Raw genomic sequence first — 25,491 nt, 5'->3', positions numbered from 1 at the left:
GCGCGATTGGTTAAGGCGCGGTTAGAACCGGATCGGCGGCAACGATGCCTGTGTTGCTTTGCGCGCAGGCGGCGGCTTGCATCGCGGGGCGCTGCGTCTCATAGACCGGCGCACATCCGCATTCGAGGACCACGCCCTTGGCATCCCGCTCCCCCTCGCGCCCCGTCAGCCCGCATCTGGGCATCTGGAAATGGCGCGTGAACATGACCGTCTCGATCCTGCACCGCGCGACGGGCAGCGGCATGGCGACGGTCGGCACGCTGCTGCTGGTGTGGTGGCTCGCCGCGATCGCTGGCGGGGCCGACAGCTATGCCGGCTTCCAGCGCTGGTTCCTCACCGATGCGGGGCATCTGAACGCGATCGGTTATGTGATCGGCATCGGTCTCACCTATTCGCTGTTCCAGCACATGGCGAACGGCATCCGCCATCTCGTGCTCGACACGGGCGCGGGGTATGAACTGAAGATCAACCGGATCGGCGCCTGGGCGACGATCGTCGCCGCCGTGCTGCTGACGGTGGCGTTCTGGCTCTATCTGGGGACGAAGTGATGGGTGGCGGCACCGAACTCGGCCGGGTCCGCGGCCTGGGCTCCGCGCATGCGGGCGCGCATCACTGGTGGCACCAGCGGCTGACCGCGGGCGGCAACCTGTTCCTGATGATCTGGCTGATCGTGTCGATCGCACGGATGCCCGGCTATGATTATACCAGCGTCCATGGCTGGCTCCATTCCACCTGGGCGGCGGTGCCGATGCTGCTGCTGATCCTGTCCGTCTTCTACCATTTCCGGCTGGGGCTGCAGGTGGTGATCGAGGATTACCAGCATGACGAGGCGCGCGTCGCCGCGATGGTCGTGCTGAACCTCTTCACGCTCTCGACCGCCGCGACCGCCATCTTCGCGATCCTGAAGGTCGCCTTCGGAGCTGCCGCCTGATGTCCGCCTACAAGATCATCGACCATACCTATGACGCGGTCGTCGTCGGCGCCGGCGGCTCCGGCCTGCGCGCCACGATGGGCATCGCCGAAAGCGGTCTGAAGACCGCCTGCATCACCAAGGTGTTCCCGACGCGCAGCCACACCGTCGCCGCGCAGGGCGGCATCGCCGCGAGTCTGGGCAACAATTCGCCCGATCACTGGTCGTGGCACATGTACGATACGGTCAAGGGCTCCGACTGGCTCGGCGACCAGGACGCGATCGAATATATGGTGCGCGAGGCGCCCGCCGCGGTGATCGAGCTGGAACATGCCGGCGTGCCGTTCAGCCGCAACCAGGACGGCACGATCTACCAGCGCCCGTTCGGCGGCCATATGCAGAACATGGGCGAGGGCCCCCCGGTGCAGCGCACCTGCGCCGCGGCGGACCGCACCGGCCACGCGATGCTCCATGCGCTCTACCAGCAGAGCCTGAAGTATGACGCGGACTTCTACGTCGAATATTTCGCGCTCGACCTCATCATGGAAAACGGCGCGTGCCGGGGCGTGATCGCGCTGTGCATGGAGGATGGCAGCATCCACCGGTTCCGCGCGCACCAGGTGGTGCTGGCGACGGGCGGCTATGGCCGCTGCTATTTCTCCGCGACCTCGGCGCACACCTGCACCGGCGACGGCAACGCGATGGTGTTGCGCGCGGGCCTGCCGCTGCAGGACATGGAGTTCGTCCAGTTCCACCCGACCGGCATCTACGGCGCGGGCGTCCTCATCACCGAGGGCGCGCGCGGCGAGGGCGGTTATCTGACGAACAGCGAGGGCGAGCGCTTCATGGAGCGCTATGCCCCCTCCGCCAAGGATCTCGCCAGCCGCGACGTGGTGTCGCGCTCGATGGCGATGGAGATGCGCGAGGGCCGCGGCGTCGGCAAGGACGGCGACCATATCTGGCTGCACCTCGATCATATCGATCCCAAGGTGCTCCACGAACGGCTGCCGGGCATTACCGAGACGGGCAAGATCTTCGCCGGCGTCGATCTCACGCGCCAGCCGCTGCCGGTCACGCCGACGGTCCATTACAACATGGGCGGCATCCCGACGAACTTCCACGGCGAGGTCGTGAACCTGAAGGACGGCAATCCCGACAGCGTCGTGCCCGGCCTGTTCGCGGTGGGCGAGGCGGCATGCGTCTCGGTCCACGGCGCCAACCGCCTGGGCTCCAACAGCCTGATCGATCTGGTCGTGTTCGGCCGCGCGACGGGGCTGCGCATCCGCGAGACGCTGAAGCCCGGCACGACTCATGCGCCGCTGCCCAAGGGTTCGGAAGAGATGGCGCTCGGTCGGCTCGACCATTTCCGCTCGGCCAAGGGCGGCTCGCCCACCGCGCAGATCCGGCTCGAGATGCAGAAGACGATGCAGAAGCATTGCGCCGTGTTCCGTTCGGACGAGCTGCTGACCGAGGGCCAGTCGAAGATCAAGGCGACCTATGCGCGGATGGCCGATGTCGGCATCACCGACCGGAGCCTCATCTGGAACACCGATCTGGTCGAGACGCTGGAGCTCGACAATCTGATCGCGCAGGCGGTGGTGACGATGGATTCGGCGGCCAACCGCAAGGAATCGCGCGGCGCGCATGTGAACGAGGATTTCCCCGATCGCGACGACGCGAACTGGATGAAGCACACCATCACCAGCTTCACCGGCTGGGGCGGCACGGGCGGGGCGACGCACATCGATTATCGCCCGGTGCACGATTACACGCTCACCGACGACGCCGAATATATCAAGCCGAAGAAGCGGGTGTATTAAGCCGCTGCCAGCGCGGGATGACCTTACTTCGCCCCGTTCGCCCTGAGCTTGTCGAATGGCCTGTTCGGAACGCGACGGTGCGAGCGTGGAGAGCGTGCTTCGACAAGCTCAGCACGAACGGTAGAGAGATTGGATCAATCTAACGTCATCGGGCTCTAGAAGCGGAACATCTCCACCAGGATTTCGAGCGTGGCGACCAATGTGCCACGCTCGATCTTGCCGATCCTTTTGACGAGACGCGTCTTGTCCAGCGTTCGCATCTGATCGGGCAGCAGCAACCCGTCCTTGCCTTTGAAGCGAAGCGCTATGCGGAATGGAGCGGGGTGGCTTCCCGTCGTCATCGGCACGACGATCGCGGCCCTGAGATGAGCGTTCAGTTCGTCGGGCGAGACGATCAGGCAGGGGCGGGTCTTCTGGATCTCGCTGCCGATGGTGGGGTCCAGCGCCGCGAGCCAGACCTCGCCGCGCATCACCATGTGAGCGCGCTATCGTCTTCGTTCGGAAAGGCCCGCCACGCGGCCGCCTCCTGCGTGTCTTCGGCGACCGCCTCGGCCGCGTTCGCCCATCCTGCGCGTGCCGGCGATACGACCGGCGAGGCGACGAGCTTGCCGTCCTTCACCTGCAGATCCATCACGGCGCCGACGCTCAGGCCGATCTCACCGAGCAGGGCGCGCGGTACGATCAGCCCGGTCGAATTCCCCATCTTCCGCAACGATGTCTGCACCTGAGCCTCCGCGGCACGATTTAGACGAGCTTGCCGGTAAGCACAACGTTATAACGTCAACCCCGCGCCCGCCATCGCGCCAGCAGCAGCGCCGCCACGCCCGCCGCCAGGCCGCCGCCGACGGCGAGGGCCGCGCCGGGGCGCAGCATCACGGCGGTATAGGCGCTGGATTTGAGCGGCGCCTGCTCGCCCGAGCGTTCGTGGCCGGCATGGACGCCCTCGAACAGGTTGCTCGGCCGCGGCTGCGTCTTGTCGCGGTCGACGAAGCTCTTCGCCGCGCGCGGTGCGAGGCGTTCGAACAATGCGGGGAAATGCACCGCGAACATCGCCTGCGCGCGTCCGGCGCCGCCCACGGTGATCTCGCGGCGCGGGTGGACCGCGCAATCGAGGATCGCGTCGGCGACGAGCTGCGGATCATAGGCCGGCGGCGGGATCTGCGCTTCGCCGCCCTCGTGGTTGGCGGCATGCTGGCCGATCGGCGTGTCGATCCCGGCGGGCTTCACCAGCGACACCGAGATCGGCGAGCCCGCCGCGCGCAGCTCCATGCGCAGCGCCTGCACATAGGCCTGCACCGCGTGCTTGGACGCGGAATAGGCGCCCATTACCGGGCTGCTCATGTCCGACGCGATCGATCCCACCGTGATGAGCGCGCCGCCCGCCGCCAGCAGCGGCACCGCGGCCTCGCAGCCATGGACCATGCCGAAATAATTGGTGCGGAACAATTGCCGGTGCTCGTCAGCCGGCGTCTCCATCAGCTTGGCGTAGATCGCCACGCCGGCATTGTTCACCCAGGTGTCGATCCGGCCGAAGCGCGCGACCGCCTGCGCGGCGGCGGCCTTCACCGCATCCGCATCGCCCATATCGGCGACGTGATAGTCCGCCGTGCCGCCGTCCGCGCGGATCGCATCGACCGCGTCCGACAGCGCGCCCTCGCTGCGCGCCACCAGCATCACCCGGGCGCCGCGCGCCGCGGCGGTGCGGGCGGTGACGAGGCCGATCCCCGAACTCGCGCCGGTGATGACGATCACCTGATCCTTCAAGGGTTTCAATGGGATGGCCATGAATACGCGCCTTATGCCGGAGTTGCGCACTCAACCGAGGGGAATGGCCAGGGGTTCCGCCGGGAACCCGAGGCCCGATCGGCGGTTTCGCGCGCCATGACCGACGATCCCAAACGCTATCCGTTGCTCGCCCAGCCCCATATCCGCCTGCTCGGCACGGTGGACGATGCGATGTACCAGAATTTCCGCCAGCAGCTCGCCGCCTGTCCGGCAGACGGCACGCTGGTGGTGGCGATCACCACATTGGGCGGCGATCCCGAGGTGGCGCGTGCGATGGGCACCGATATCCGCCTGCTGCGCGATTATACCGGCCGCGAGATCCTGTTCCTCGGCAAGGTGGCGGTCTATTCCGCCGGTGCCACGTTCATGTCGGCCTTTCCGGTCGAACACCGGTTCCTCACCCGCCGGACGCGGCTGATGATCCATGAGCGCAAGCTGCAGAAGACGATGACGATCGAGGGGCCGCTGCGCAGCTGCGTGCCGACGCTGAAGGCCACGCTCCACGAGATCGAGCATTCGATCGCGATCGAGGAGGAGGGGTTTCGCGATCTCGTCGCCGGCTCCAACGTGTCGTTCGACGATCTGCGCTCGAAGGCGCCGAACAACTGGTATATCGAGGCGGAGGAGGCGCGCGACCTGGGGCTGGTGCTCGACGTGATCTGATGGCCGGGCGGGTTGCGCGCGGGGGTTGCGCACGCCACCTGAAAGGCATAGCCCGTCCGGCATCATCCGAGGAGCGACCACGGCCATGGCCGAATTCACCCTGCCCAAGAACAGCGTCGTCAAGAAGGGCAAGGCGCACACATCCGAAAGCCGGGGCCTCAAGGGGCGGATGAAATCGTTCAAGGTCTATCGCTACGATCCCGACAGCGGCGAGAATCCGCGTTACGACACGTTCGAGCTGAACCTCGACGAGACCGGGCCGATGGTGCTCGACGCGCTCATCAAGATGAAGGCGGAGCAGGATTCCTCGCTCACCTTCCGCCGTTCGTGCCGTGAGGGCATTTGCGGGTCGTGCTCGATGAACATCGACGGCACCAACACGCTCGCCTGCACCAAGGCGATCGAGGACGTGAAGGGCGAGGTGCGGATCACGCCCTTGCCGCACATGGAGGTCATCAAGGACCTCGTGCCCGACTTCACGCATTTCTACGCGCAATACAGCTCGATCAAGCCCTGGCTGCAGACGGTCACGCCGCCGCCCTCGGGCAAGGAGCGGCTCCAGAGCCCCGAGGATCGCGAGAAGCTCGACGGGCTGTACGAATGCATTCTGTGCGCCTGCTGCTCCACCTCGTGCCCGAGCTATTGGTGGAACAGCGACAAGTTCCTGGGGCCGGCGATTCTGCTCCAGGCCTATCGCTGGCTCGCCGACAGCCGCGACGAGATGACGGGCGAGCGGCTCGATGCGCTGGAGGATCCGTTCCGCCTCTATCGCTGCCACACGATCATGAACTGCGCGACGGTGTGCCCCAAGGGGCTGAACCCCGCCAAGGCGATCGCCGAAGTGAAGAAGATGGAAGCCGAACGGGTGGTGTGATCCTGTCCCGGAAAACTGGCGATGGCTGACCCGCACTTCACCGATGCCGAGTCGCCCGATCATCCCGGCTGGCGACGCTGGTCGCTGAGCGATCCCACGCGCTTCAACACGCTGCTCGGGCCGTTGCTCTTTCGGATGGACGGTGCGTTCGCGCGCGTGCGGATGACGCCCGAGCATCGCCATTCCAACCTTAGCAACCACGTCCATGGCGGCGCGCTGCTCGGCTTCATCGACGTCTCGCTGTTCGCCGCGGCGCGGGGGCACGGGCTGATCGTGGCGGGCACCGCGGTGACGCTGGATCTCAACACCCAGTTCATCGGCGGCGGCAGGATCGGTGAGCCGATCGAGGCGCAGGTCGAGCTGTTGAAGGAAACGGGGCGGCTGCTGTTCCTGCGCGGGCTGGTGGTGCAGGGCGAGGCGCGGATCGCGGCCTTCTCGGCGACGATCCGCAAGCCGAGCAAGGCATGAACCTCATGTTCCGCGGCGAAGACCGGGACCCGATCGGGAAACGGACATGACCACCGTCCTCCAGGCCTATGACGCGCTGATCGCGGCGGGCGAGCTTCGCCCCGATTCCGAACAGGCCGCCGCCGCCGCGCGCCTCGCGACGCTCCAGGCCGAGCTGGAGGCCACGCCGCGCCGCGGCTCGGTGCTGTGGCGGCTGGCACGGGCGAAGCCGGCGGCGCCGCGCGGGGTCTATCTGTGGGGCGATGTCGGGCGCGGCAAATCGATGCTGATGGACCTGTTCTTCGCGAACCTGGCCATCCAGCGCAAACGCCGCGTCCATTTCGGCGAATTCATGCTGGAGGTGCACCAGCGCATCGCCGCCGAACGCCGCAAGGAACAGGGCGACCCGATCGCGCCCGTCGCCGCGGCGCTGGCGCAGGAGGTGCGCTGCCTCGCCTTCGACGAGATGATGGTCACCAATTCGCCCGATGCGATGATCCTCTCGCGGCTGTTCACCGCGCTGATCCTGGCCGGCGTGACGATCGTGGCCACCTCGAATCGGGCCCCGGCCGATCTCTACAAGAACGGCCTCAACCGCGAGCATTTCCTGCCCTTCATCGCGCTCATCGGCGAACGGCTCGACGTCGTGGCGCTCAACGGTCCGGTCGATTACCGGCGCGACCGGCTGGGGCAGCAGGACACCTGGCTCGTCCCCAACGGCGCCGAGGCGACGGCGCAGCTGTCCGCGGCGTTCTTCCGCCTGACCGATTACCCGCCCGAGGATGCCGCGCATGTGCCCGCCGAGGAATTGCCGGTGGGCGGCGGGCGGACGCTGCGCGTGCCCAAGAGCCTGAAGGGCGTCGCGGTCTTCGCCTTCAAGAAACTGTGCGGCGAGGCGCGGGGCAGCGCGGATTATCTCGCGATCGCAAGGCGCTACCACACCGTCATCCTGGTGGGCGTGCCGCGGCTCGGCCCCGACAGCCGCAACGAGGCGGCGCGCTTCGTCGCGCTGATCGACGCGCTCTACGAACACAAGGTCAAGCTGCTGGCGGCGGCGGACGCGCAGCCCGGCCAGCTTTACGAACGGGGCGACGGCGCCTTCGAATTCGAACGCACCGTCAGCCGGCTCGAGGAGATGCGCTCCGACGCCTATCTCGCTGAAGGCCATGGCGCTGTCGATATTGCGAACCAAGTGCAATAAGAGCCGTGATCCGGCCGCTTTAGCGGTTGCCGGGGCCGCGCAAAAGGCGTAGGCGGCGTGGCCAACCGCATCTGTGACGAAAACGGAGAAGGACTGGATGGCTCGCAAGAAGATCGCGCTGATCGGCGCCGGCAATATCGGCGGCACGCTCGCGCACCTGGCGGCACTGAAGGGACTGGGCGATATCGTCCTGTTCGACGTGGTCGAGGGCGTTCCGCAGGGCAAGGCGCTCGATCTGTCGCAATGCGGCCCGGTCGAGGGCTTCGATTCGACCATCACCGGCTCGAACGACTATGCCGACATCGCCGGCGCCGACGTCATCATCGTCACCGCGGGCGTGGCGCGCAAGCCCGGCATGAGCCGCGACGACTTGCTCGGCATCAACCTGAAGGTGATGAAGGCGGTCGGCGAGGGCATCAAGGCGAATGCTCCGAACGCCTTCGTGATCTGCATCACCAACCCGCTCGATGCGATGGTGTGGGCGCTGCGCGAATTCTCAGGCCTGCCGCACCATATGGTGGTCGGCATGGCGGGCGTGCTCGATTCGGCGCGCTTCAGCCACTTCCTCGCCGACGAGTTCCAGGTGTCGGTGAAGGACGTGACGAGCTTCGTGCTCGGCGGCCACGGCGACACGATGGTGCCGGTCATCAGCTATTCGACCGTCTCGGGCATCCCCGTGCCCGATCTGATCGCGATGGGCATGTCCAGCCAGGAGAAGATCGACGCGATCGTCAAGCGCACGCGCGGCGGCGGCGGCGAGATCGTCGCGCTGCTGAAGACGGGCAGCGCCTATTACGCGCCCGCCACCAGCGGCATCGCTATGGCGGAGGCCTATCTCCACGACCAGAAGCGCGTGCTGCCCGCAGCCGCCTATGTCGAGGGCCAATATGGGCTCGACGGCCTCTATGTCGGCGTGCCGGTGATGATCGGCGCGGGCGGCGTGGAGAAGATCGTCGAGATCAAGCTGGACGACGAGGCGAAGGCCAATCTGACCGTGTCGGTGGAGGCGGTGAAGGAGCTGCTGGTGGCGTGCAAGGCGATCGACGGTTCGCTGAATTGATTGCGCTGAACTGAGCCTGTGGCACCACCCCGGCGAACGCCGGGGTCCAGTTGGGAAAGCCGACGTGATGGAGAACCAGGCGTTCGTCTACATCATGGCCAACCACCGGAACGGTGCGATCTATCTAGGCTCGACGACGAACCTGGCGCGGCGCGTGTGGGAACATCGCAACGGCGTCGTCGCCGGGTTCACGAAGCGTTACGGCTGCAAGGCGCTCGTCTGGTACGAGGCTTGCGGCGAATGGGAAGCGGCAAGGCTGCGCGAGCGGCAGATGAAAGAGTGGAGGCGGACCTGGAAGGTGCAGGAGATCGAAGGGCTCAATCCCGCGTGGAACGACCTGTACGATCGCATCGCCCAACCATGACCGCCTTCCCAACTGGACCCCGGCGTTCGCCGGGGTGGTAGGATCGGAGACCTAATGAGCATCCTCGTCGACAAGAACACCAAGGTCATCACCCAGGGGATGACCGGCGAAACCGGCAGCTTCCATACCAAGGCGGCGCTGGAATATGGCACGCAGATGGTCGGCGGCGTCACGCCCGGCAAGGGCGGCACCGAGCATCTCGGCCTGCCCGTGTACGACACGGTCGCCGAGGCCAAGGCGAAGACCGGCGCGACGGCCAGCGTGATCTACGTGCCGCCGCCCTTCGCCGCCGATTCGATCCTCGAGGCGATCGACGCCGAGATCCCGCTGATCGTCACCATCACCGAGGGCATTCCGGTGCTCGACATGGTGAAGGTGAAGCGCGCGCTGTCGGGCAGCAAGTCGCGGCTGATCGGGCCGAACTGCCCCGGCGTGCTGACGCCTGGCGAGTGCAAGATCGGCATCATGCCGGGTTCGATCTTCAAGAAGGGTTCGGTCGGCGTCGTCTCGCGCTCGGGCACGCTCACCTATGAGGCGGTGTTCCAGACGTCGAACGCCGGGCTCGGCCAGACGACCGCGGTCGGCATCGGCGGCGATCCCGTCAACGGCACGAACTTCATCGACGTGCTCGAGCTGTTTCTGGCCGACGAAGCCACCCAGTCGATCATCATGATCGGCGAGATCGGTGGCTCCGCCGAAGAGGAAGCCGCGCAGTTCCTCCGCGACGAGGCCAAGCGCGGCCGCAAGAAGCCGATGGCGGGCTTCATCGCCGGCCGCACCGCACCGCCGGGGCGCCGCATGGGCCATGCCGGCGCGATCGTGTCGGGCGGCCAGGGCGGCGCCGAGGACAAGATCGCGGCGATGGAAGCCGCCGGGATCAAGGTTTCGGCCTCGCCGTCGGAACTGGGCACCACGCTGCTGTCGGTGCTGAACGGCTAAAAACCCTTCTCCCCACGTGGGAGAAGGTGGCGCGTAGCGCCGGATGAGGGGGAGTGAGGCTCGAGACCTCGCGAGCGTGCTCCCCCTCAGCCTCCCAGGCTTTCAGCTTGGGCCCCTCCCTCTCCCACAAGGGGAAAGGGAAAAGAGGAAGACGATCATGGGCTACGAAGGCCAGGATTTCAGCGACATCGCCGCCGGCGTCAGCCCGGCCTTCGTGGAGACGCTCTATGCGCGTTTCCGGACCATGCCCGACAGTGTCGAGCCCGGCTGGCGCAGCTTCTTCGAGGGGCTGGAAGGGTCGGCCGGCGGCCCGAGTTGGGCGAATGCCGCCTGGCCGCTCAGCACCACCGACGATCTGACCGCCGCGCTCGATCCGACGCAGATGGAGCCCGCGCCCAAGCCGCAGAAGGGCAAGCCCGCCGCACCCGCCGCCGCCGCCGCCGCCGCCGCGCCCGCGGTCGACGTGACCAAGGCCGCGTCCGACGCGATCCGCGTGCAGCTGCTGATCCGCACCTACCGCGTGCGCGGGCATCTGGCCGCCGATCTCGATCCGCTCGGCCTCGCGCGCCAGCATCTGCCCGCCGATCTCAGCCCCGAATATCACGGCTTTTCCGACGGCGATCTCGATCGTCCGGTCTATCTCGGCGGCACGCTGGGCCTCGAATGGTCGACGGTGCGCGAGGTCGTCGCGATCCTGCGCGCGAACTACTGCGGCAAGGTCGGCCTCGAATATATGCACATCGCCGATGTCGAGGAACGCCGTTTCCTCCAGGACCGGATGGAGGGCAAGGACAAGGCGATCCAGTTCACCCCCGAGGGCAAGCGCGCGATCCTCACCAAGGTGATCGCCGCCGAGCAATGGGAGAAGTTCCTCGGCCGCAAATATGTCGGCACGAAGCGTTTCGGGCTGGACGGCGGCGAGAGCATGATCCCCGCGCTCGAAAGCGTCATCAAATATGGCGGCCAGTTCGGCGTCAACGAGATCGTGTTCGGCATGGCGCATCGCGGTCGGCTGAACGTGCTGGCGAACGTCATGGCCAAGCCGCTGCGGATCATCTTCCACGAATTCGGCGGCGGCTCGGCCAATCCCGAGGAAGTCGGCGGATCGGGCGACGTGAAATATCACCTGGGCACCAGCACCGATCGCGAGTTCGACGGCCACAAGGTGCATATGAGCCTGGTCGCCAACCCCAGCCATCTGGAGGCGGCCGATCCGGTGGTGCTCGGCAAGACGCGCGCGATCCAGACGATCGCGGGCGATCTGAAGGAGCATCTCCACGCGCTGCCCGTGCTGATCCATGGTGACGCGGCGTTCGCGGGGCAGGGGATCGTGTGGGAATGCCTCGGCTTCTCGGGCATCCGCGGCTATAACACCGGCGGCTGCGTCCATTTCATCATCAACAACCAGATCGGCTTCACGACCAGCCCGCAATTCGCGCGCTCGTCCGATTATCCGTCGGACGTGGCCAAGGGCGTCCAGGCGCCGATCTTCCACGTCAACGGCGACGATCCCGAGGCGGTGACCTTCGCGACGAAGATGGCGATGGAATTCCGCCAGACCTTCCACCGCGACATCGTGATCGACATGTGGTGCTATCGCCGCTTCGGCCATAACGAGGGCGACGAGCCGAGCTTCACCCAGCCGCTGATGTACGACAAGATTCGCCAGCATCCCGGCGTCGGCACGGTCTATGGCCAGCGGCTGATCGAGGAGAAGATCGTCGACCAGGCCTGGGTCGACCGGGAGGTCCACCAGTTCACGACGTTGCTCGAGGGCGAGTTCGAGGCGGGTGCCGCCTATCAGCCGAACAAGGCGGACTGGTTCGCCGGCCGCTGGTCGGGCCTGCACGCGCCGGCCGATGCCGAAAGCGCGCGGCGCAACCTGGAGACGGGGATCGCGCCCAAGCTGTTCGACGCGCTCGGCCGCACGCTGACGACGATCCCCGAGGATCTGAAGATCCACAAGACGCTCGGCCGCGTGCTCGATGCCAAGCGCGAGATGTTTCGTGCGGGTGCCGGCTTCGACTGGGCGACGGGCGAGGCACTCGCCTTCGGGTCGCTGCTGTCCGAGGGGTATGGCGTGCGCCTGTCGGGCCAGGATTCGGGCCGCGGGACGTTCAGCCAGCGCCACGCGGTGTGGGTCGACCAGACCGACGAGCATAAATATGTGCCGCTGCGTTCGATCGAGCATGGCAATTTCGAGGTGCTCGACAGCCCGCTATCCGAATATGGCGTACTCGGCTTCGAATATGGCTATGCGCTGGCCGACCCGAAGACGCTGGTGCTGTGGGAGGCGCAGTTCGGCGACTTCGTCAACGGCGCGCAGATCATGATCGACCAGTTCATCGCGAGCGGCGAGGCCAAGTGGCTGCGCGCCAACGGTCTCGTGATGCTGCTGCCGCATGGTTACGAGGGGCAGGGGCCCGAGCATAGCTCGGCACGGCCCGAGCGCTTCCTGCAATTGTGCGCAGGGGACAATATGCAGGTCGCGAACTGCACGACGCCGGCGAACTACTATCACCTGCTGCGCCGGCAGATGCACCGTTCGTTCCGCAAGCCGCTGATCGTGATGACGCCCAAATCGCTGCTGCGCCACAAGATGGCGGTGTCGAAGGCGGAGGAATTCGTCGGCGACACGCATTTCCGGCGCATCCTGTCCGACCCCGCCGCCCCCGCCGATGCCGCGACGAAGCGCGTCGTGCTGTGCACCGGCAAGGTGGCGTACGACCTGATGGAGGCGCGCGACGCGGCGGGCGACACGACGACGCAGATCGTCCGTATCGAGCAGCTCTATCCCTTCCCCGGCGAGCCTCTGGCCAAGCGCCTGGCGCGCATGCCCGCGCTCGAGGACGTGGTTTGGGCGCAGGAAGAGCCGAAGAACCAGGGCTATTGGTTCTTCGTCGAGCCGATGATCGAGGAGGCGCTGGCCAGCGCCGGTGGGCGTATCGCGCGCGCGCGCTATGCCGGCCGGATGGCGTCGGCCTCGCCCGCCACGGGCCTGATGAAGCGCCATCAGACGGAGCAGGCCGCGCTCGTCGCGGACGCGCTGGGACAGAATGTGCGCGACGAGATCCGGCGTACGCGGAAGTCGTAAGGGAACGGCCAACCACCCGGGCGAACGCCGGGTGGTTGGCAAGGTGGATGTAACGTAGCGCAACGATCGATCCGCGTCGTTGCGTACCTGGACCCCGGCTTCCGCCGGGGTGGTAAGGAAAAAAGAACATGGCAACCGAAGTCACCGTACCCGTTCTGGGCGAATCGATCACCGAAGCGACGCTCGGCGAATGGCTGAAGCAGCCGGGCGACCCGGTGAAGGCCGACGAGCCGATCGCCAGCCTGGAGACCGACAAGGTCTCGGTCGAAGTGCCCTCGCCCGTCGCGGGCGTGATGGGCGAGCATGCCGTGAAGGTGGGTGACACGGTGCAGGTCGGTGCGATGATCGCGACGGTCGACGCCGGCGGCGCGGCGCCGGCCGCAGCCCCGCAGGCAGGGGCGACCACCGGCAACGCCGACATGGCGGACAAGGCGAAGGACGGCACCGGCCCCGGCCCCGGCGAGCAGCCCCGCGAGCGCAGCGGCGAGGCGCCGGCGAGCGATTCGCCGGCGGCGCTGTCGCCCTCGGTGCGGCGCGCGGTGCTCGAGCACGGCGTCGATCCCTCGACCGTGAAGGGCTCGGGCCGCGACGGTCGGATCACCAAGGACGATGTCGTCGCCGCCGCGACCAGGCCCGCCGCGCCCGCCGCCGCCGCGCCTGCCGCCGCCCCGTCGGACGGGGGCGCTCCCGCCGCGCCGGCCGCCGGCCGCAAGGAAGAGCGCGTCCGCATGACGCGGCTGCGCCAGACGATCGCCAAGCGCCTGAAGGAGGCACAGAACACCGCCGCGATGCTCACGACGTTCAACGACGTCGACATGACCGCGGTGATCGCCGCGCGCGCCAAGTACAAGGATCTGTTCGAGAAGAAGCACGGCGTACGGCTCGGCTTCATGGGCTTCTTCGTTAAGGCCGCGACGATGGCGCTGAAGGACATCCCGAGCGTCAACGCCTCGATCGACGGCGACGACATCGTCTATCACGACTATGCCGACATTTCGGTGGCGGTCTCGTCGCCCGGCGGTCTCGTCGTTCCCGTGATCCGCGATGCCGACCGGATGAGCGTCGCGCAGGTCGAGAAGACGATCGGCGATTTCGGCCGCCGCGCCAAGGACGGCACGCTGAAGATGGACGAGATGAAGGGCGGCACCTTCACCATCTCGAACGGCGGCGTCTTCGGTTCGCTGATGTCCACCCCGATCATCAACCCGCCGCAGTCCGCGGTGCTCGGCCTCCACCGCATCGACGAACGCCCGGTCGCGGTGAACGGCCAGGTGGTGATCCGCCCGATGATGTATCTGGCGCTCAGCTACGACCACCGCCTGATCGACGGCCGCGAGGCGGTCACCTTCCTCGTCGCGCTGAAGAACGCGATCGAGGACCCGACGCGGATCCTGATCGACCTGTAAGCAACCGAGATGGCCTGTTCCCCGGCGGAGGCCGGGGCCCAGTGGGGAAGGCCGATGTAAACGGGCGCGGCGATCATTACATGCCGTCCCGCAACTGGGCCCCGGCCTCCGCCGGGGAACGGAGATGAAAATGGCCGACGAAACCTACGATTATGACGTCCTCGTGATCGGCTCCGGCCCGGGCGGTTACGTCGCGGCGATCCGCGCGGCGCAGCTGGGCCTGCGCACCGCGTGCGCGGAAAGCCGCGAGACGCTGGGCGGCACGTGCCTCAACGTCGGCTGCATCCCGTCCAAGGCGCTGCTCCATGCGTCCGAGATCTTCGAGGAGGCCAGCAGTGGCCATCTCGCCAAGTTCGGCATCGAGATCCAGGGCGCGACGCTCAACCTCGACCAGATGCACGCCGAAAAGGCGAAGGCCGTCAAGGAGCTGACCGGCGGCATCGAGTTCCTGTTCAAGAAGAACAAGGTGACGTGGCTGAAGGGGCGCGCCGCCTTCAAGGACGCGCACAGCGTCGAGGTGGCGGGCCAGACCGTGACCGCGAAGAACATCGTCATCGCGACCGGCTCCAGCGTCACGCCGCTGCCGGGGGTGGAGATCGACCAGCAGGTCGTGGTGGACAGCACCGGCGCGCTGGCGCTGCCCAAGGTGCCCGAGCATCTGGTGGTGATCGGCGGCGGCGTGATCGGGCTGGAGCTGGGTTCGGTCTGGCGGCGTCTGGGCGCCAGGGTGACCGTGGTCGAATATCTCGACCAGATCCTGCCGGGCTTCGACGGCGAGGTCCGCAAGGAAAGCGCCAAGCTGTTCAAGAAGCAGGGCATGGAGCTGAAGACCGGCACCAAGGTGACCGGCGTCACCGTCGAGGGCGCGCGCGCCAGCGTGTCGGTGGAACCCGCCGCCGGCGGTGCCGCTGAAACGCTGGACGCCGATGCGGTGCTGGTCGCGATCGGCCGCAAGCCCAATCTCGACGGGCTGAACCTCGCCGCGATCGGGCTGGAGCCCAACGCCCGCGGCCAGATCGCGACCGATCACAGCTTCCGCACCGCCGTCGACGGCGTGTGGGCGATCGGCGACTGCATCCCCGGCCTGATGCTCGCGCACAAGGCGGAGGACGAGGGCGTCGCGGTGGCCGAGAACATCGCCGGCCAGACCGGCATCGTGAACGAGGACGTGATCCCGAGCGTCGTCTACACCATGCCCGAGATCGCGGGCGTCGGCATGACCGAGGAGGCCGCGCGCGAAAAGGGCGACGTGAAGGTCGGCAAGTTCCCGATGGTCGCCAACAGCCGTGCGAAGACCAACCGCGACACCGACGGCTTCGTGAAGGTGATCGCGGACGCCAAGTCGGACCGCGTGCTGGGCGTGTGGATCGTCGCCAGCCTCGCCGGCACGATGATCGCGGAAGCCGCGATCGCGATGGAGTTCGGCGCGACCAGCGAGGACATCGCCTACACCTGCCACGCGCATCCGACGCATGCCGAGGCGATGAAGGAAGCCGCGATGGCGGTGACGGGCAAGCCGATCCACGTCTGACCGGGCGAGGTCGTAGCGAAGCTACGGTCGAGCCAAGCAGCGGTCAGACCAGCCGGCGCGGCCCAACGCCGCGTCCGACGTCATGGGACTTGCTCCCATGACGGTTTCCTGCCCGCGGAGCACCGCGCATGCCGTCCCCTGATCCCGCCCGCGCCGCACTCGAGACGGCGTGGCTTCATCTCACGCGCGTCACGCTCCCCGCGCTCGCGGCCCCGCGCGGCTGGCCGGTGCGCGCGGACCATTGCTTCCAGCGCATCCTGCTCGACCATGCGTTCGGCGGCTGCTGGTACGATCATGTCGCGCGCCGCCCGGCCTATGCGCATGCGGAAGCGGCGGCCTTGGCCCGCGCCATCGCGCTCGGTGAGGCGGCGGTGGCGGGCGAGGCGGACATGGCGGCGCTGAACCGCGCGTCGCTCGCGTGGCGAGGGAAGGGCGCGGCATGATCGGGACGCGGGTGTTCGCCGCCGTCCCGAAACCCATCGTTCCCCGGCGAAGGCCGGCGCCCAGTTAGGGCGTCTCCGGTGACGGCGCGCACCGGCTCATCGCGATCGTCCCCCGACTGGGCTCCGGCCTTGGCCGGAGAAGGGTCGCCGCCGCGCCTCCCTACGCGTGACGTCCCCGCCGGGACACAGCCCGCTGCGGTCCCCTGAACTCGCGCCCGCGCCGCGTTCGCGGCGGCGTGACTTCAGCACGCTCTCCACGCCCGCGTCGGGAGAACGGTCAGCTACCGACGGGCGTCGGCGCAGCCGACGCGCGTTCGGGACCGGCGTCGGCGGGCAGTACCCAACGGACGGGTAGCTGGTATGTGCCGGCGATCGGGCGGGCCTTGTGGTCCGTCGCCGGAGTGAACCGCATGGTGGCGATGGCGATTTCGCAGGTTCTCGCGTCGAGGACGCTGCTGCCGCTCGAGACGGCGATGGTGCACGCAAATGCCTTGCCGGCCGGATCGATGCCGAGGTTCGCCACGACGCGCCCCTGGCTCTCGGCGCGCATGGCGGCGGGGGGATAGGCGTCGGGGCCGAACAAAGCCGCGATATTGCCGACCGGTGCGACCGCCCTGTCGGGGCCGGCCGGTGCGGCTGGCGCGGCGGGTGCGGGCGCGCCCATTTGCGGCGCCCGACCGATATAGGTTCCGAGGAGTCGCCCCAGCTTCTGCCGATCCGCGTCCGAGAGAGTCTGCGGCGTTTTGGCTTTCGGCAGGTCGGCCACCGCAGCCTGTGTTTTCTGCATGATCCCGGGCAACGCCTGTACGAGCGTCGGCATGAAGGCCGTCAGCGTTCGCACTACCGCCGGATCGCTGGCGATCGTCATATTCTGCGAGGCGAAGGCACCGCCGCTGGGAGTATTGAAAAAGCGATCGATGTCGCGGAGCTGCGCCGACGTGAAATGGGCAGCATAGGCGTGCGCGAGTCCGTCGCGCATCTGGGGTTCGACCTGCGACATGACGCGGCCCATTTCGCGCATCATCACCGGCATCATCACGCGCATGCGCTGGTCATAGGCAGGATCCACGATCTCCATGACCTGTTTGAGCGTCGCCTTGCCCATCCGTGCGGTATCGGCCGCCGGCAGGCCGGCCGAGCGCAGGAACGGCGCGAGCGGCATTGCGGTTATCTGGCTGGTGATGCCGTCCATCATCGTGGACATCGCGCCGCCCATGATCCGCTGATAGGTGCCGTCGGGCAACAGCTTGGCGGCGATGTCCGCCCCGAGCGCGAGATTGGCAGCGGACGCGGGCGTGCCCGCCTGTTCGCCTCCCGCCTGCGCAGCCCCCGCCTGCTGCGCGGAGGCTGGCGATGCCGCGAGCAGCAATGCGAAAAGCATAAACGATCGTGTCATGCGAGCCCCCGAGCCTGAAGCCGCGATCATGCGCCGCCGGCTTGCGGTGTCAAAGCGATGGGTCGGGATTTCGCATTCGTTTCCGATCCATCTCGACGGCGATGGTCATGCCGCGTGCGCCCATCGCGGATGCGAGCGATCCTCGCCCGCCCCGCCAGGAGCTTTACACCCGCTTCCCGAAAAACTGCCCCAGCGCGCGCTCGGCGGCGCCCATGAAGGCGTCGGCCATCGCCTGCGGATCCGGCGCGCTCTGCGTGCCCTGGGGCGGGGCGTCGGGGGCTTCGGGGGCGGGCCGCGCGGGCTCGGGCGGGGTCTGCGCGCGCTTGGCGAGTGCGGCGGTGGCGGCGGTCGCGGCCATGGCGAGGCCGGCGGTCAGCACCTGCCGCCCTTCGGGGCTCTGCGCGCGCTCGATCAGCGCGTTGCCGGCCTTGCGCAGGTCCTTGGGCAGCTTCACCCCGGCGATGCGCTTGGGGATCTTCGTCGTCTTGGCCATGGTCGCGTCCTTTCGTGTATCAGACAGATAATACACGATCGCCCACCTTCAACCAGCGGGGCTTCGACCCCGGCGCGCAACCATGGTGGCGGGGCGACGTTCGTGTTCCTATCTCGTCCCCCGGCCCGATCCGCCCTCTGGCGCTCCCTGCAGAACAGAAGTAGAACTCGTCCATGTCCCTGACCAAGATCTCCGTCCGCGGCGCGCGCGAGCACAACCTCAAGGACGTCGACATCGACATCCCCCGCGACACGCTGACGGTCATCACCGGCCTCTCGGGGTCGGGCAAGTCGAGCCTCGCCTTCGACACCATCTATGCCGAGGGCCAGCGGCGCTATGTCGAGAGCCTGTCGGCCTATGCGCGCCAGTTCCTCGAACTGATGCAGAAGCCCGATGTCGATCATATCGAGGGGCTCTCCCCCGCCATTTCGATCGAGCAGAAGACCACGAGCCGCAACCCGCGCTCCACGGTGGCGACCGTCACCGAGATCTACGACTATATGCGCCTGCTCTGGGCGCGCGTCGGCGTGCCCTACAGCCCCGCCACCGGCGAGCCGATCGCCGCGCAGACCGTCAGCCAGATGGTCGACCGCGTGCTGGCGCTGCCCGAGGGCACGCGGCTGTACCTGCTCGCGCCCGTCGTGCGCGGCCGCAAGGGCGAATACCGCAAGGAGCTGCAGGAATGGCAGAAGGCGGGCTTCACCCGCGTGCGGATCGACGGGCAGGTGCATGAGATCGACGAGGCGCCCGCGCTCGACAAGAAATACAAGCACGACATCGAGGTGGTGGTCGACCGCCTCGTGACGGGCGGCGACATCGCGACCCGGCTGGCGGAGAGCTTCGAGACCGCGCTGAAGCTGGCCGAGGGGCTGGCCTATGTCGATCCCGCCGATCCGGTCGAGGCGCATACCCCCAAATCCGAAGTGCTGGGCGATCACGCGCCGCCCGGCCGCATCGTGTTCAGCGAGAAATTCGCCTGCCCGGTCAGCGGCTTCACGATCAGCGAGATCGAGCCCCGGCTGTTCAGCTTCAACGCGCCGCAGGGGGCGTGCCCGGCCTGTGACGGCCTCGGCGAGAAGCTGCTGTTCGACGAGGACCTCGTCGTGCCCAATCACGGCCTGTCGATCAAGAAGGGCGCGGTGGTGCCCTGGGCGAAATCCAATCCGCCCAGCCCCTATTACATGCAGGTGCTGGGCAGCCTGGCGCGCGAATTCGCCTTTTCGCTCGAGACGCCGTGGGCCGAGCTGCCCGAGGAGGTGCGCCGCACCATCCTCCACGGCTCCAAGGGCAAGCCCGTCACGCTGACCTTCATCGACGGCAAGAAGAAGTACGACGTTTCCAAGCCCTTCGAGGGCGTGATCGGCAATCTCAACCGCCGCATGCTCCAGACCGAGAGCGCGTGGATGCGCGAGGAGCTGGCGAAGTACCAGTCCGCAGCACCCTGCGAGGTCTGCCACGGCGCGCGCCTGAAGCCCGAGGCGCTGGCGGTGAAGATCGCGATGAAGGACATCGCCTATGCCACGCATCTGTCGGTGGTCGACGCGCTCGCCTTCTTCACCGATCTGCCGCAGCATCTGGGCGACCAGCAGAACGCGATCGCCGAGCGCATCCTGAAGGAGATCGTCGAGCGGCTCGGCTTCCTCAACAATGTCGGGCTCGATTATCTCAACCTCGATCGCACCTCGGGCACGCTCAGCGGCGGCGAATCGCAGCGCATCCGCCTCGCCAGCCAGATCGGCAGCGGCCTGTCGGGCGTGCTCTACGTGCTCGACGAGCCGAGCATCGGGCTTCACCAGCGCGACAACGACATGCTGCTCGCCACGCTCCGGCGCTTGCGCGATCTCGGCAACACCGTGCTGGTGGTCGAGCATGACGAGGATGCGATCCGCACCGCGGATTACATCATCGACATGGGGCCGGGCGCCGGCGTGCACGGCGGCGCGGTCGTCGCGCAGGGCACGCTGAAGCAGCTGCTCAAATCCAAGACCAGCATCACCGCCGATTACCTGAACGGCGTCCGCAAGGTGCCGGTGCCGGCCAAGCGCCGCAAGGGCAACGGCAAGAAGCTCACCGTCCACAATGCGGTGGCCAACAATCTGCGCGGCGTGACCGCGAGCATCCCCTTGGGCACCTTCACCTGCATCACCGGCGTGTCGGGCAGCGGCAAGTCGAGCTTCACGATCGACACGCTCTATGCCGCCGCCGCGCGCGAGCTGAACGGCGCGCGGATCCAGCAGGGCAAGCACGACAGGATCACCGGCCTGCAATATCTCGACAAGGTGATCGACATCGATCAGTCGCCGATCGGCCGCACCCCGCGCAGCAACCCGGCGACCTATACCGGCAGCTTCACGCTGATCCGCGACTGGTTCGCCGGGCTGCCGGAATCGAACGCGCGCGGCTACAAGCCCGGCCGCTTCAGCTTCAACGTGAAGGGCGGCCGGTGCGAGGCGTGCCAGGGCGACGGCGTGCTGAAGATCGAGATGCACTTCCTGCCCGACGTCTATGTGACGTGCGACGTGTGCCACGGCGCGCGCTACAACCGCGAGACGCTGGAGGTGAAGTTCAAGGGCCACAGCATCGCCGATGTGCTCGACATGACCGTCGAGGACGCCGCCGCCTTCTTCGCCGCGGTGCCGCCCATCCGCGACCGGATGGCGATGCTGGTCGAGGTGGGGCTGGGCTATGTGAAGGTCGGCCAGCAGGCGACGACCTTGAGCGGCGGCGAGGCGCAGCGCGTGAAGCTCGCCAAGGAACTGTCGCGGCGGGCGACCGGCAACACGCTCTACATCCTCGACGAACCGACCACCGGCCTGCATTTCGAAGACGTGCGCAAGTTGCTCGAAGTGCTCCACGCGCTGGTCGAGCAGGGCAATACGGTGGTGGTGATCGAACACAATCTCGACGTCATCAAGACCGCGGACTGGGTGATCGACCTGGGGCCCGAAGGCGGCGTGAAGGGCGGCGAGATCGTGGCGGAAGGCGTGCCGGAAGCGGTGGCGAAGGCGGCGGGGAGCTTTACGGGGCGGTATCTGGCGCCGTTGCTAAAATCATAGTGGAATGATCTAACGGATGGGAGACAGCCAACGGGGGTGCGATGTTTTACATCCATGTGTTACGCATAAAATGCGAGACTTTACCGCAAGGAGACTTGTTGCGTAGCTCGGATACCCCTTCCTCCATCATTGTGAGATCTATTGAGTTTAAGCCCACAGCGGATGTAGGCAGAGGTTCAGAGTGGCACATTGGAAATGTAAAAAATATTGGCGAAGGTGGCGTCGCGTTTGCGATGGGGCGAAAGCAGGCTGTAACTGTACAGCAGTTTGATGATAGTACCCATGACTTTCTTGAAGAAGAAGCCATGCGGGCGCCATTTACATTCGGCGTATTTGACGAAGAAATACAAGTTTGTGGGATAATCCGAAAGGCGGGCGTTTCCCAGAATACCTCTCAAATCGCAAACAAGTTGGCCACCCTGTTGAATGCAGCGCCCTTTGCAGAAAGGGCAAACTCGATTATATCGGTCGAGCCGATACAAGACCCCGTTGGCTTCATAGAGGCTATCCATAGATCGAAGGCGGTGATAAGATTTAGTTTCACCGTATCGCGGCCAAACCCGATCGATGTGGATCGCTTAATACAAGGTCCAGCGAAGGAATTTACACAGGAAGTCGGAGGAGAGACTTCTACGATTGAGACCGAAGGAATGGATCTTAACAAAGATGTGATCGAGGAAATCGCAAATGCGGTAGCTGCAGATGGTGAGAAGGCTGCCGCGACAATCCGCCCGAGTGAGGGTGGCCTGCCGAAGCGTATACATATTACAGGAAATCCCGTGACAGAGCCGGTCGAGCCTGATCCAGATGCCTCGATTTTGTCGGCGGTCCTTGAAGGTGCCAGAAGGGCGTATCGCCGTGTACGGCGGAACCCAGTAAATAATGGATAACTTTTGGGAGTGGTTAACCCGTGGCTCTAAGAAGGGGCCTCGAGGAATTTATAACGTCTTGAATAACTATATGGCTATCCATGTAATAGTCGCGGCACTTTCAATGAGCCTAATTAATGAGAATCCATTCATATTTGCTCAAAAAGCCTTGTTTCCCGCTTGTTCTATTCTCATTGGGTTGTCGATGGCGTGGACTACGCGTGCATCTACGATGCTGCAGATAAAAGAATTGCGAGAAAAGCTTTTCACTGACGAAAGGCCTACTGAAGATTATATATACGGATTCCAGCTTGCCATTCTTGTTGTGATTGTAATGATAAGCTATGTAGCAATAATGGCAGGAGGTGGGGTTAAAATCTCGTTCCTTGGCGATCGATGGGATGCGTGGATGGCAGGATTTTGGATGTATTTCCTTATCAGCCTTACCCTCCGGGAATGTTGGGGCGTTATCAACGCGACGAATATGCTCAGCATGCTGGAATACATGCGACCGAAATAATTTATCGCGGAAAGATCAGCACAGTCCTTCCACCTTCCGCAAAGCCGCATTGATCCGCCCCTGCCAGCCCGGCCCGCTCTGGCGAAACCACGCGAGCACGTCCGCGTCCAGCCGCAGCGTCACTTGCTGCTTCGCCTTGTCCCGCTGCGGCGGTCGGCCACGCACGACACCGTTCGGGCCGAGATGGCCCGTCGCCGGTCGGACGACCTTTCCACCCACGGCGATCTCGGCCGCATCGAACATCTCGTCCGTCCATTCCGGCGCGTCGTCGGGGTCAACCCATTCGGTGACGATAGCGGGCTTGCTCGCGGTCATTGGCTTTCCTCATCGATATGATCCGTCGACCTTCTGCGGTTTCGCTCCAGATCAGCACCACCATGCGACCGTTCAGCAGGCCGAAGGTCGAAAAGCGGCGCTCGGCATAGACGAACCGCGTGTCTTCGAAGGTGAAGGTCGGTCCTTCGAACACCGTCCCGGCATCGGCGAAATCGAGTCCGCGCTCTTGCAGCGTGACGTCCCGTTTGAGCGGATCGAAGCTGATCTCCACGCATACCTCTTTATGTAGCTACATAATGTCGGTTGTCAAGCGGGAGTGTGTGGATGGGCCGCCCATCTCGCAACCGGAGAAGCATCGGATGTGAGAAGGGATGGCGGGCGCGCCGCGGCGAAGCCGCGTCGTCGGTCGGGGCTGCTGGCCCCGCCGGCCGGGCCCGCGCCCGGAGGCTCGCCTTTGGCTTTGCCAAATTCTCGCGGCGCGGGCTGTCCTACACGCCCCGTTCCGGCATATCTGCTCGGCCCTCTCGTGACACGGAGGACCCCATGCCCCACCCACACACCCCCGCCTTCGCCCGCCGGATCGCCCCGCGCGATGCCGCCCGCCACCCAACCGCCCACCACACGCCGCTCCAGCCGATGCGGGGTGCAGCGTGAACGCGCTGTCCGCGTTCCTCGCGCCGCCGCCCGCGCCCGCCCCCGCGCAGGGCGCGCGGCATGACGGGTGGACGCCCGATCGCCAGCGCGGCTTTTGCGAGGCGATCGCGGAAGGGGAGACGGTGGCGGTCGCCTGCGCGCGCGTCGGCATGGCGGTGTCGAGCGCCTATGCGCTGCGCCGGCGGGCGACGGGCGCGACCTTCGCGCTGGCGTGGGACGGGGCGCGGCTGCTCGGGCGCGAGCGGCTGGGCGACGCGCTGCACGAACGCGCGATCGCCGGCGTCACCGAGACGATCGAGCGCCCCGACGGCAGCATCGTCACCCGCCACCGCTACGACAACCGGCTCGCCACGATGATGCTCCACCGCGCGGATCGCCAGGCGGCCGCGCAGGACGGCGCCGCCGGGCAGGCCGCGCGGCTGGTCGCCGCCGAGTTCGACGCGTTCCTCGATCTGCTCGACCGCGAGGCGGGGCCGGCGCGCGCGGGCCTGTTCCTGGCCACCAGGCTCGGCGACGATGCCGCCGATCTCGCTCCCGTGATCGCGCTGGCGCGGGCGGACACGTGGCTGCGCACCGGCGCGGGCCGGCTGATGGAGGTGGACATGGCCGATCTCGATCCCGCCCGCCGCGCCGAGTGGACCGCCGGGCAATGGCTGCGCGCCGAGGCGGCCGGGCTGGTGGCGCTGGGCGGTGCGGCGGCCGCGCCGGGCGAAGCGGAGGATGCGTCCACGCCTCCACTTCCTCCACTTCGGCTCGACGCCGAGGGGCCCGACCCGGTGTGGTGGTGCAGCGACGGCGGCCGCTGGATGACGCGCTTTCCGCCGCCGGCCGGGTTCGACGGCTATGAGGACGGCGATTATGGCGACGTCGACTATGAGCGCGGGCTCGACGACGCGGAAGAGGCGGCGATGGAGGCCGCCGCCGATGCCGAACTGGCCCCGCGCCGGATGCGCGATGCGCGCGAACGCGACGCCTGGTTCGCCGCGCTGGCGCAGGGCGGAGAGGTGGAGGGCACGGAGGATGCCGTTTCCGTGTGGGAGCCTCCCGCGCGAGCGGCGCCTGACGCGCTGGAGCCTCCTGCCACCCTGGAGCCTCCTCTCACCCCAGGCGCTACCTTGTACCCCGGCGGAGGCCGGGGCCCAGTTGGCACGTCTTCCGTGATGGACGGCGGCGCGTCGTCACAGGCGTCTCCCGACTGGGCCCCGGCCTTCGCCGGGGTACAAGTCGAGTGCAAGGTGGAGTGCCGAGCGGGGAACACAGCGGCGCGCGAAGCGGCATCGCCCCGCACCGCGCCGCTCCCCGGCCCTGCACCCGATTTGCCAAACTGCGCGATTGCGCCCATATGAGGCGGGCTACAGTCGCACATCGACGGTCTACGGCGCTCTTGCGGCTCCTTTCTCCTTCTTTCCCTGCTGCCTCGCGACCGAGCGGGCCCGGCAGTCGGGCACGCCCACGAAGAAGAAAGTATCTCCCATGGCCATCACCGGCACCGTCAAGTTCTTCAACGCCGACAAGGGCTATGGCTTCATCGCCCCCGAGGATGGCGGCGCGGACGCGTTCGTGCACATCACCGCCGTCGAGCGTGCGGGCATGCAGACCCTCAACCAGAACCAGCGCGTCACGTACGAGCTGGAGCAGGACCGTCGCGGCAAGACCAGCGCGGTGAACCTCTCCGCCGCGGATTGACGCG

The 25,491-nt window shown here is 66.7% G+C and carries 26 protein-coding genes; 19 read left to right on the top strand and 7 right to left on the bottom strand.

Features of this window, described 5'->3' with window-relative positions; all coding sequences use genetic code 11:
* Window positions 1-137 precede the first annotated feature (137 nt).
* Genes sdhC through sdhA form a run of 3 tightly spaced genes read left to right on the top strand, consistent with a single transcriptional unit; the run spans window position 138 to window position 2,730 of the window.
* Complete coding sequence (sdhC, locus tag L8H00_RS13630; protein ID WP_277924443.1) at window positions 138-548, top strand: succinate dehydrogenase, cytochrome b556 subunit; 411 nt, start codon at window positions 138-140, stop codon at window positions 546-548.
* On the top strand, window positions 548-931 hold the full coding sequence (gene sdhD / locus L8H00_RS13625) for a succinate dehydrogenase, hydrophobic membrane anchor protein (RefSeq protein WP_242097842.1): 384 nt from the start codon (window positions 548-550) through the stop codon (window positions 929-931). Before sdhC ends, sdhD begins: the two co-directional genes overlap by 1 nt.
* A complete protein-coding gene (gene sdhA / locus L8H00_RS13620) occupies window positions 928-2,730 on the top strand; it encodes a succinate dehydrogenase flavoprotein subunit (protein ID WP_242097900.1) in 1,803 nt (600 codons plus the stop codon). Before sdhD ends, sdhA begins: the two co-directional genes overlap by 4 nt.
* Before the next feature lie 155 nt (window positions 2,731-2,885).
* Here the strand turns inward: sdhA and L8H00_RS13615 are convergent, their stop codons facing one another.
* The 3 genes from L8H00_RS13615 to L8H00_RS13605 all read right to left on the bottom strand — a co-directional run bounded on the left by L8H00_RS13615 (window position 2,886) and on the right by L8H00_RS13605 (window position 4,515).
* The gene (locus tag L8H00_RS13615; RefSeq protein WP_242097841.1) at window positions 2,886-3,206 is read right to left on the bottom strand and encodes a type II toxin-antitoxin system PemK/MazF family toxin; all 321 of its coding nucleotides are present in this window, start codon (window positions 3,204-3,206) and stop codon (window positions 2,886-2,888) included.
* Window positions 3,200-3,442 carry a hypothetical protein gene (locus L8H00_RS13610; RefSeq protein WP_242097840.1) on the bottom strand — a complete coding sequence of 81 codons (243 nt, stop codon included), beginning with the start codon at window positions 3,440-3,442 and terminating at the stop codon, window positions 3,200-3,202. The genes L8H00_RS13615 and L8H00_RS13610 overlap by 7 nt, the downstream gene beginning before the upstream one ends.
* Window positions 3,443-3,510: 68 nt before the next feature.
* Window positions 3,511-4,515, bottom strand: coding sequence for an SDR family oxidoreductase (locus tag L8H00_RS13605; RefSeq protein WP_242097839.1), 1,005 nt, complete (start codon window positions 4,513-4,515; stop codon window positions 3,511-3,513).
* Window positions 4,516-4,611: 96 nt separating this feature from the next.
* On the opposite strand from L8H00_RS13605, the gene L8H00_RS13600 reads away from it, so the two are divergent.
* The 11 genes from L8H00_RS13600 to L8H00_RS13550 all read left to right on the top strand — a co-directional run bounded on the left by L8H00_RS13600 (window position 4,612) and on the right by L8H00_RS13550 (window position 16,537).
* Window positions 4,612-5,178 (top strand): ATP-dependent Clp protease proteolytic subunit, encoded by a 567-nt coding sequence (locus L8H00_RS13600; RefSeq protein ID WP_242097838.1) that lies wholly within the window; start codon window positions 4,612-4,614, stop codon window positions 5,176-5,178.
* 85 nt (window positions 5,179-5,263) lie between these two features.
* The gene (locus tag L8H00_RS13595) at window positions 5,264-6,052 is read left to right on the top strand and encodes a succinate dehydrogenase iron-sulfur subunit (RefSeq protein ID WP_242097837.1); all 789 of its coding nucleotides are present in this window, start codon (window positions 5,264-5,266) and stop codon (window positions 6,050-6,052) included.
* A 21-nt stretch (window positions 6,053-6,073) separates the two neighbouring features.
* Window positions 6,074-6,520, top strand: a complete 447-nt coding sequence (locus L8H00_RS13590; protein WP_242097836.1) for a PaaI family thioesterase — start codon at window positions 6,074-6,076, stop codon at window positions 6,518-6,520.
* A 46-nt stretch (window positions 6,521-6,566) separates the two neighbouring features.
* Window positions 6,567-7,700 carry a cell division protein ZapE gene (gene zapE, locus L8H00_RS13585; protein WP_242097835.1) on the top strand — a complete coding sequence of 378 codons (1,134 nt, stop codon included), beginning with the start codon at window positions 6,567-6,569 and terminating at the stop codon, window positions 7,698-7,700.
* Window positions 7,701-7,797: 97 nt separating this feature from the next.
* On the top strand, window positions 7,798-8,760 hold the full coding sequence (gene mdh / locus L8H00_RS13580) for a malate dehydrogenase (RefSeq protein ID WP_242097834.1): 963 nt from the start codon (window positions 7,798-7,800) through the stop codon (window positions 8,758-8,760).
* Window positions 8,761-8,827: 67 nt separating this feature from the next.
* Window positions 8,828-9,124 (top strand): GIY-YIG nuclease family protein, encoded by a 297-nt coding sequence (locus tag L8H00_RS13575; RefSeq protein WP_242097833.1) that lies wholly within the window; start codon window positions 8,828-8,830, stop codon window positions 9,122-9,124.
* Between the two features lie 54 nt (window positions 9,125-9,178).
* Window positions 9,179-10,063 carry a succinate--CoA ligase subunit alpha gene (gene sucD / locus L8H00_RS13570; protein ID WP_242097832.1) on the top strand — a complete coding sequence of 295 codons (885 nt, stop codon included), beginning with the start codon at window positions 9,179-9,181 and terminating at the stop codon, window positions 10,061-10,063.
* Window positions 10,064-10,220: 157 nt separating this feature from the next.
* Window positions 10,221-13,157: a 2-oxoglutarate dehydrogenase E1 component gene (locus L8H00_RS13565; protein WP_242097831.1), complete on the top strand. Its 2,937-nt coding sequence runs from the start codon at window positions 10,221-10,223 to the stop codon at window positions 13,155-13,157.
* Window positions 13,158-13,285: 128 nt separating this feature from the next.
* Entirely contained in the window at window positions 13,286-14,563 is a 1,278-nt protein-coding gene (gene odhB / locus L8H00_RS13560; protein WP_242097830.1) for a 2-oxoglutarate dehydrogenase complex dihydrolipoyllysine-residue succinyltransferase, read from the top strand.
* Between the two features lie 130 nt (window positions 14,564-14,693).
* Window positions 14,694-16,094, top strand: coding sequence for a dihydrolipoyl dehydrogenase (gene lpdA / locus L8H00_RS13555; protein ID WP_242097829.1), 1,401 nt, complete (start codon window positions 14,694-14,696; stop codon window positions 16,092-16,094).
* A 128-nt stretch (window positions 16,095-16,222) separates the two neighbouring features.
* A complete protein-coding gene (locus L8H00_RS13550) occupies window positions 16,223-16,537 on the top strand; it encodes a GCN5-related N-acetyltransferase (protein ID WP_242097828.1) in 315 nt (104 codons plus the stop codon).
* A 277-nt stretch (window positions 16,538-16,814) separates the two neighbouring features.
* On the opposite strand, the gene L8H00_RS13545 is transcribed toward L8H00_RS13550, so the two are convergent.
* Window positions 16,815-17,780, bottom strand: a complete 966-nt coding sequence (locus L8H00_RS13545; RefSeq protein WP_242097827.1) for a TonB family protein — start codon at window positions 17,778-17,780, stop codon at window positions 16,815-16,817.
* A 316-nt stretch (window positions 17,781-18,096) separates the two neighbouring features.
* A complete protein-coding gene (locus tag L8H00_RS13540; RefSeq protein ID WP_242097826.1) occupies window positions 18,097-18,426 on the bottom strand; it encodes a hypothetical protein in 330 nt (109 codons plus the stop codon).
* A gap of 173 nt (window positions 18,427-18,599) precedes the next feature.
* Here L8H00_RS13540 and uvrA point away from each other — a divergent pair, with 173 nt between their 5' ends.
* The 3 genes from uvrA to L8H00_RS13525 all read left to right on the top strand — a co-directional run bounded on the left by uvrA (window position 18,600) and on the right by L8H00_RS13525 (window position 22,871).
* Entirely contained in the window at window positions 18,600-21,482 is a 2,883-nt protein-coding gene (gene uvrA / locus L8H00_RS13535; protein ID WP_242097825.1) for an excinuclease ABC subunit UvrA, read from the top strand.
* A gap of 41 nt (window positions 21,483-21,523) precedes the next feature.
* A complete protein-coding gene (locus tag L8H00_RS13530) occupies window positions 21,524-22,372 on the top strand; it encodes a hypothetical protein (RefSeq protein ID WP_242097824.1) in 849 nt (282 codons plus the stop codon).
* Window positions 22,373-22,442: 70 nt separating this feature from the next.
* The gene (locus tag L8H00_RS13525) at window positions 22,443-22,871 is read left to right on the top strand and encodes a hypothetical protein (RefSeq protein WP_242097823.1); all 429 of its coding nucleotides are present in this window, start codon (window positions 22,443-22,445) and stop codon (window positions 22,869-22,871) included.
* 15 nt (window positions 22,872-22,886) lie between these two features.
* On the opposite strand, the gene L8H00_RS13520 is transcribed toward L8H00_RS13525, so the two are convergent.
* Together L8H00_RS13520 and L8H00_RS13515 are read right to left on the bottom strand one after the other, a co-directional pair.
* Window positions 22,887-23,186: a BrnA antitoxin family protein gene (locus tag L8H00_RS13520; RefSeq protein WP_242097822.1), complete on the bottom strand. Its 300-nt coding sequence runs from the start codon at window positions 23,184-23,186 to the stop codon at window positions 22,887-22,889.
* Window positions 23,146-23,418, bottom strand: a complete 273-nt coding sequence (locus L8H00_RS13515; protein ID WP_242097821.1) for a BrnT family toxin — start codon at window positions 23,416-23,418, stop codon at window positions 23,146-23,148. The genes L8H00_RS13520 and L8H00_RS13515 overlap by 41 nt, the downstream gene beginning before the upstream one ends.
* Before the next feature lie 379 nt (window positions 23,419-23,797).
* Here L8H00_RS13515 and L8H00_RS13510 point away from each other — a divergent pair, with 379 nt between their 5' ends.
* Both L8H00_RS13510 and L8H00_RS13505 read left to right on the top strand, forming a co-directional pair.
* Complete coding sequence (locus L8H00_RS13510) at window positions 23,798-25,147, top strand: hypothetical protein (protein WP_242097820.1); 1,350 nt, start codon at window positions 23,798-23,800, stop codon at window positions 25,145-25,147.
* A 127-nt stretch (window positions 25,148-25,274) separates the two neighbouring features.
* On the top strand, window positions 25,275-25,487 hold the full coding sequence (locus tag L8H00_RS13505) for a cold-shock protein (RefSeq protein ID WP_242097819.1): 213 nt from the start codon (window positions 25,275-25,277) through the stop codon (window positions 25,485-25,487).
* Window positions 25,488-25,491 lie beyond the last annotated feature (4 nt).

It is taken from the genome of Sphingomonas sp. CROZ-RG-20F-R02-07 (assembly GCF_022662335.1).
Lineage (GTDB): Bacteria > Pseudomonadota > Alphaproteobacteria > Sphingomonadales > Sphingomonadaceae > Sphingomonas.
Note: the sequence above shows the minus strand (reverse complement) of the source record. Positions and strands in the feature narration are given on the sequence as shown.

Excerpts from the sequence above, each read along its gene's own strand:
- sdhD (WP_242097842.1), top strand. The coding sequence starts at position 548 with ATGGGTGGCGGCACCGAACTCGGCCGGGTCCGCGGCCTGGGCTCCGCG.
- L8H00_RS13615 (WP_242097841.1), bottom strand. The coding sequence starts at position 3,206 with ATGGTGATGCGCGGCGAGGTCTGGCTCGCGGCGCTGGACCCCACCATC.
- L8H00_RS13605 (WP_242097839.1), bottom strand. The coding sequence starts at position 4,515 with ATGGCCATCCCATTGAAACCCTTGAAGGATCAGGTGATCGTCATCACC.
- L8H00_RS13600 (WP_242097838.1), top strand. The coding sequence starts at position 4,612 with ATGACCGACGATCCCAAACGCTATCCGTTGCTCGCCCAGCCCCATATC.
- L8H00_RS13595 (WP_242097837.1), top strand. The coding sequence starts at position 5,264 with ATGGCCGAATTCACCCTGCCCAAGAACAGCGTCGTCAAGAAGGGCAAG.
- L8H00_RS13590 (WP_242097836.1), top strand. The coding sequence starts at position 6,074 with ATGGCTGACCCGCACTTCACCGATGCCGAGTCGCCCGATCATCCCGGC.
- zapE (WP_242097835.1), top strand. The coding sequence starts at position 6,567 with ATGACCACCGTCCTCCAGGCCTATGACGCGCTGATCGCGGCGGGCGAG.
- mdh (WP_242097834.1), top strand. The coding sequence starts at position 7,798 with ATGGCTCGCAAGAAGATCGCGCTGATCGGCGCCGGCAATATCGGCGGC.
- L8H00_RS13575 (WP_242097833.1), top strand. The coding sequence starts at position 8,828 with ATGGAGAACCAGGCGTTCGTCTACATCATGGCCAACCACCGGAACGGT.
- sucD (WP_242097832.1), top strand. The coding sequence starts at position 9,179 with ATGAGCATCCTCGTCGACAAGAACACCAAGGTCATCACCCAGGGGATG.
- L8H00_RS13565 (WP_242097831.1), top strand. The coding sequence starts at position 10,221 with ATGGGCTACGAAGGCCAGGATTTCAGCGACATCGCCGCCGGCGTCAGC.
- odhB (WP_242097830.1), top strand. The coding sequence starts at position 13,286 with ATGGCAACCGAAGTCACCGTACCCGTTCTGGGCGAATCGATCACCGAA.
- lpdA (WP_242097829.1), top strand. The coding sequence starts at position 14,694 with ATGGCCGACGAAACCTACGATTATGACGTCCTCGTGATCGGCTCCGGC.
- L8H00_RS13550 (WP_242097828.1), top strand. The coding sequence starts at position 16,223 with ATGCCGTCCCCTGATCCCGCCCGCGCCGCACTCGAGACGGCGTGGCTT.
- L8H00_RS13540 (WP_242097826.1), bottom strand. The coding sequence starts at position 18,426 with ATGGCCAAGACGACGAAGATCCCCAAGCGCATCGCCGGGGTGAAGCTG.
- uvrA (WP_242097825.1), top strand. The coding sequence starts at position 18,600 with ATGTCCCTGACCAAGATCTCCGTCCGCGGCGCGCGCGAGCACAACCTC.
- L8H00_RS13530 (WP_242097824.1), top strand. The coding sequence starts at position 21,524 with ATGTTTTACATCCATGTGTTACGCATAAAATGCGAGACTTTACCGCAA.
- L8H00_RS13525 (WP_242097823.1), top strand. The coding sequence starts at position 22,443 with ATGGCTATCCATGTAATAGTCGCGGCACTTTCAATGAGCCTAATTAAT.
- L8H00_RS13520 (WP_242097822.1), bottom strand. The coding sequence starts at position 23,186 with ATGACCGCGAGCAAGCCCGCTATCGTCACCGAATGGGTTGACCCCGAC.
- L8H00_RS13505 (WP_242097819.1), top strand. The coding sequence starts at position 25,275 with ATGGCCATCACCGGCACCGTCAAGTTCTTCAACGCCGACAAGGGCTAT.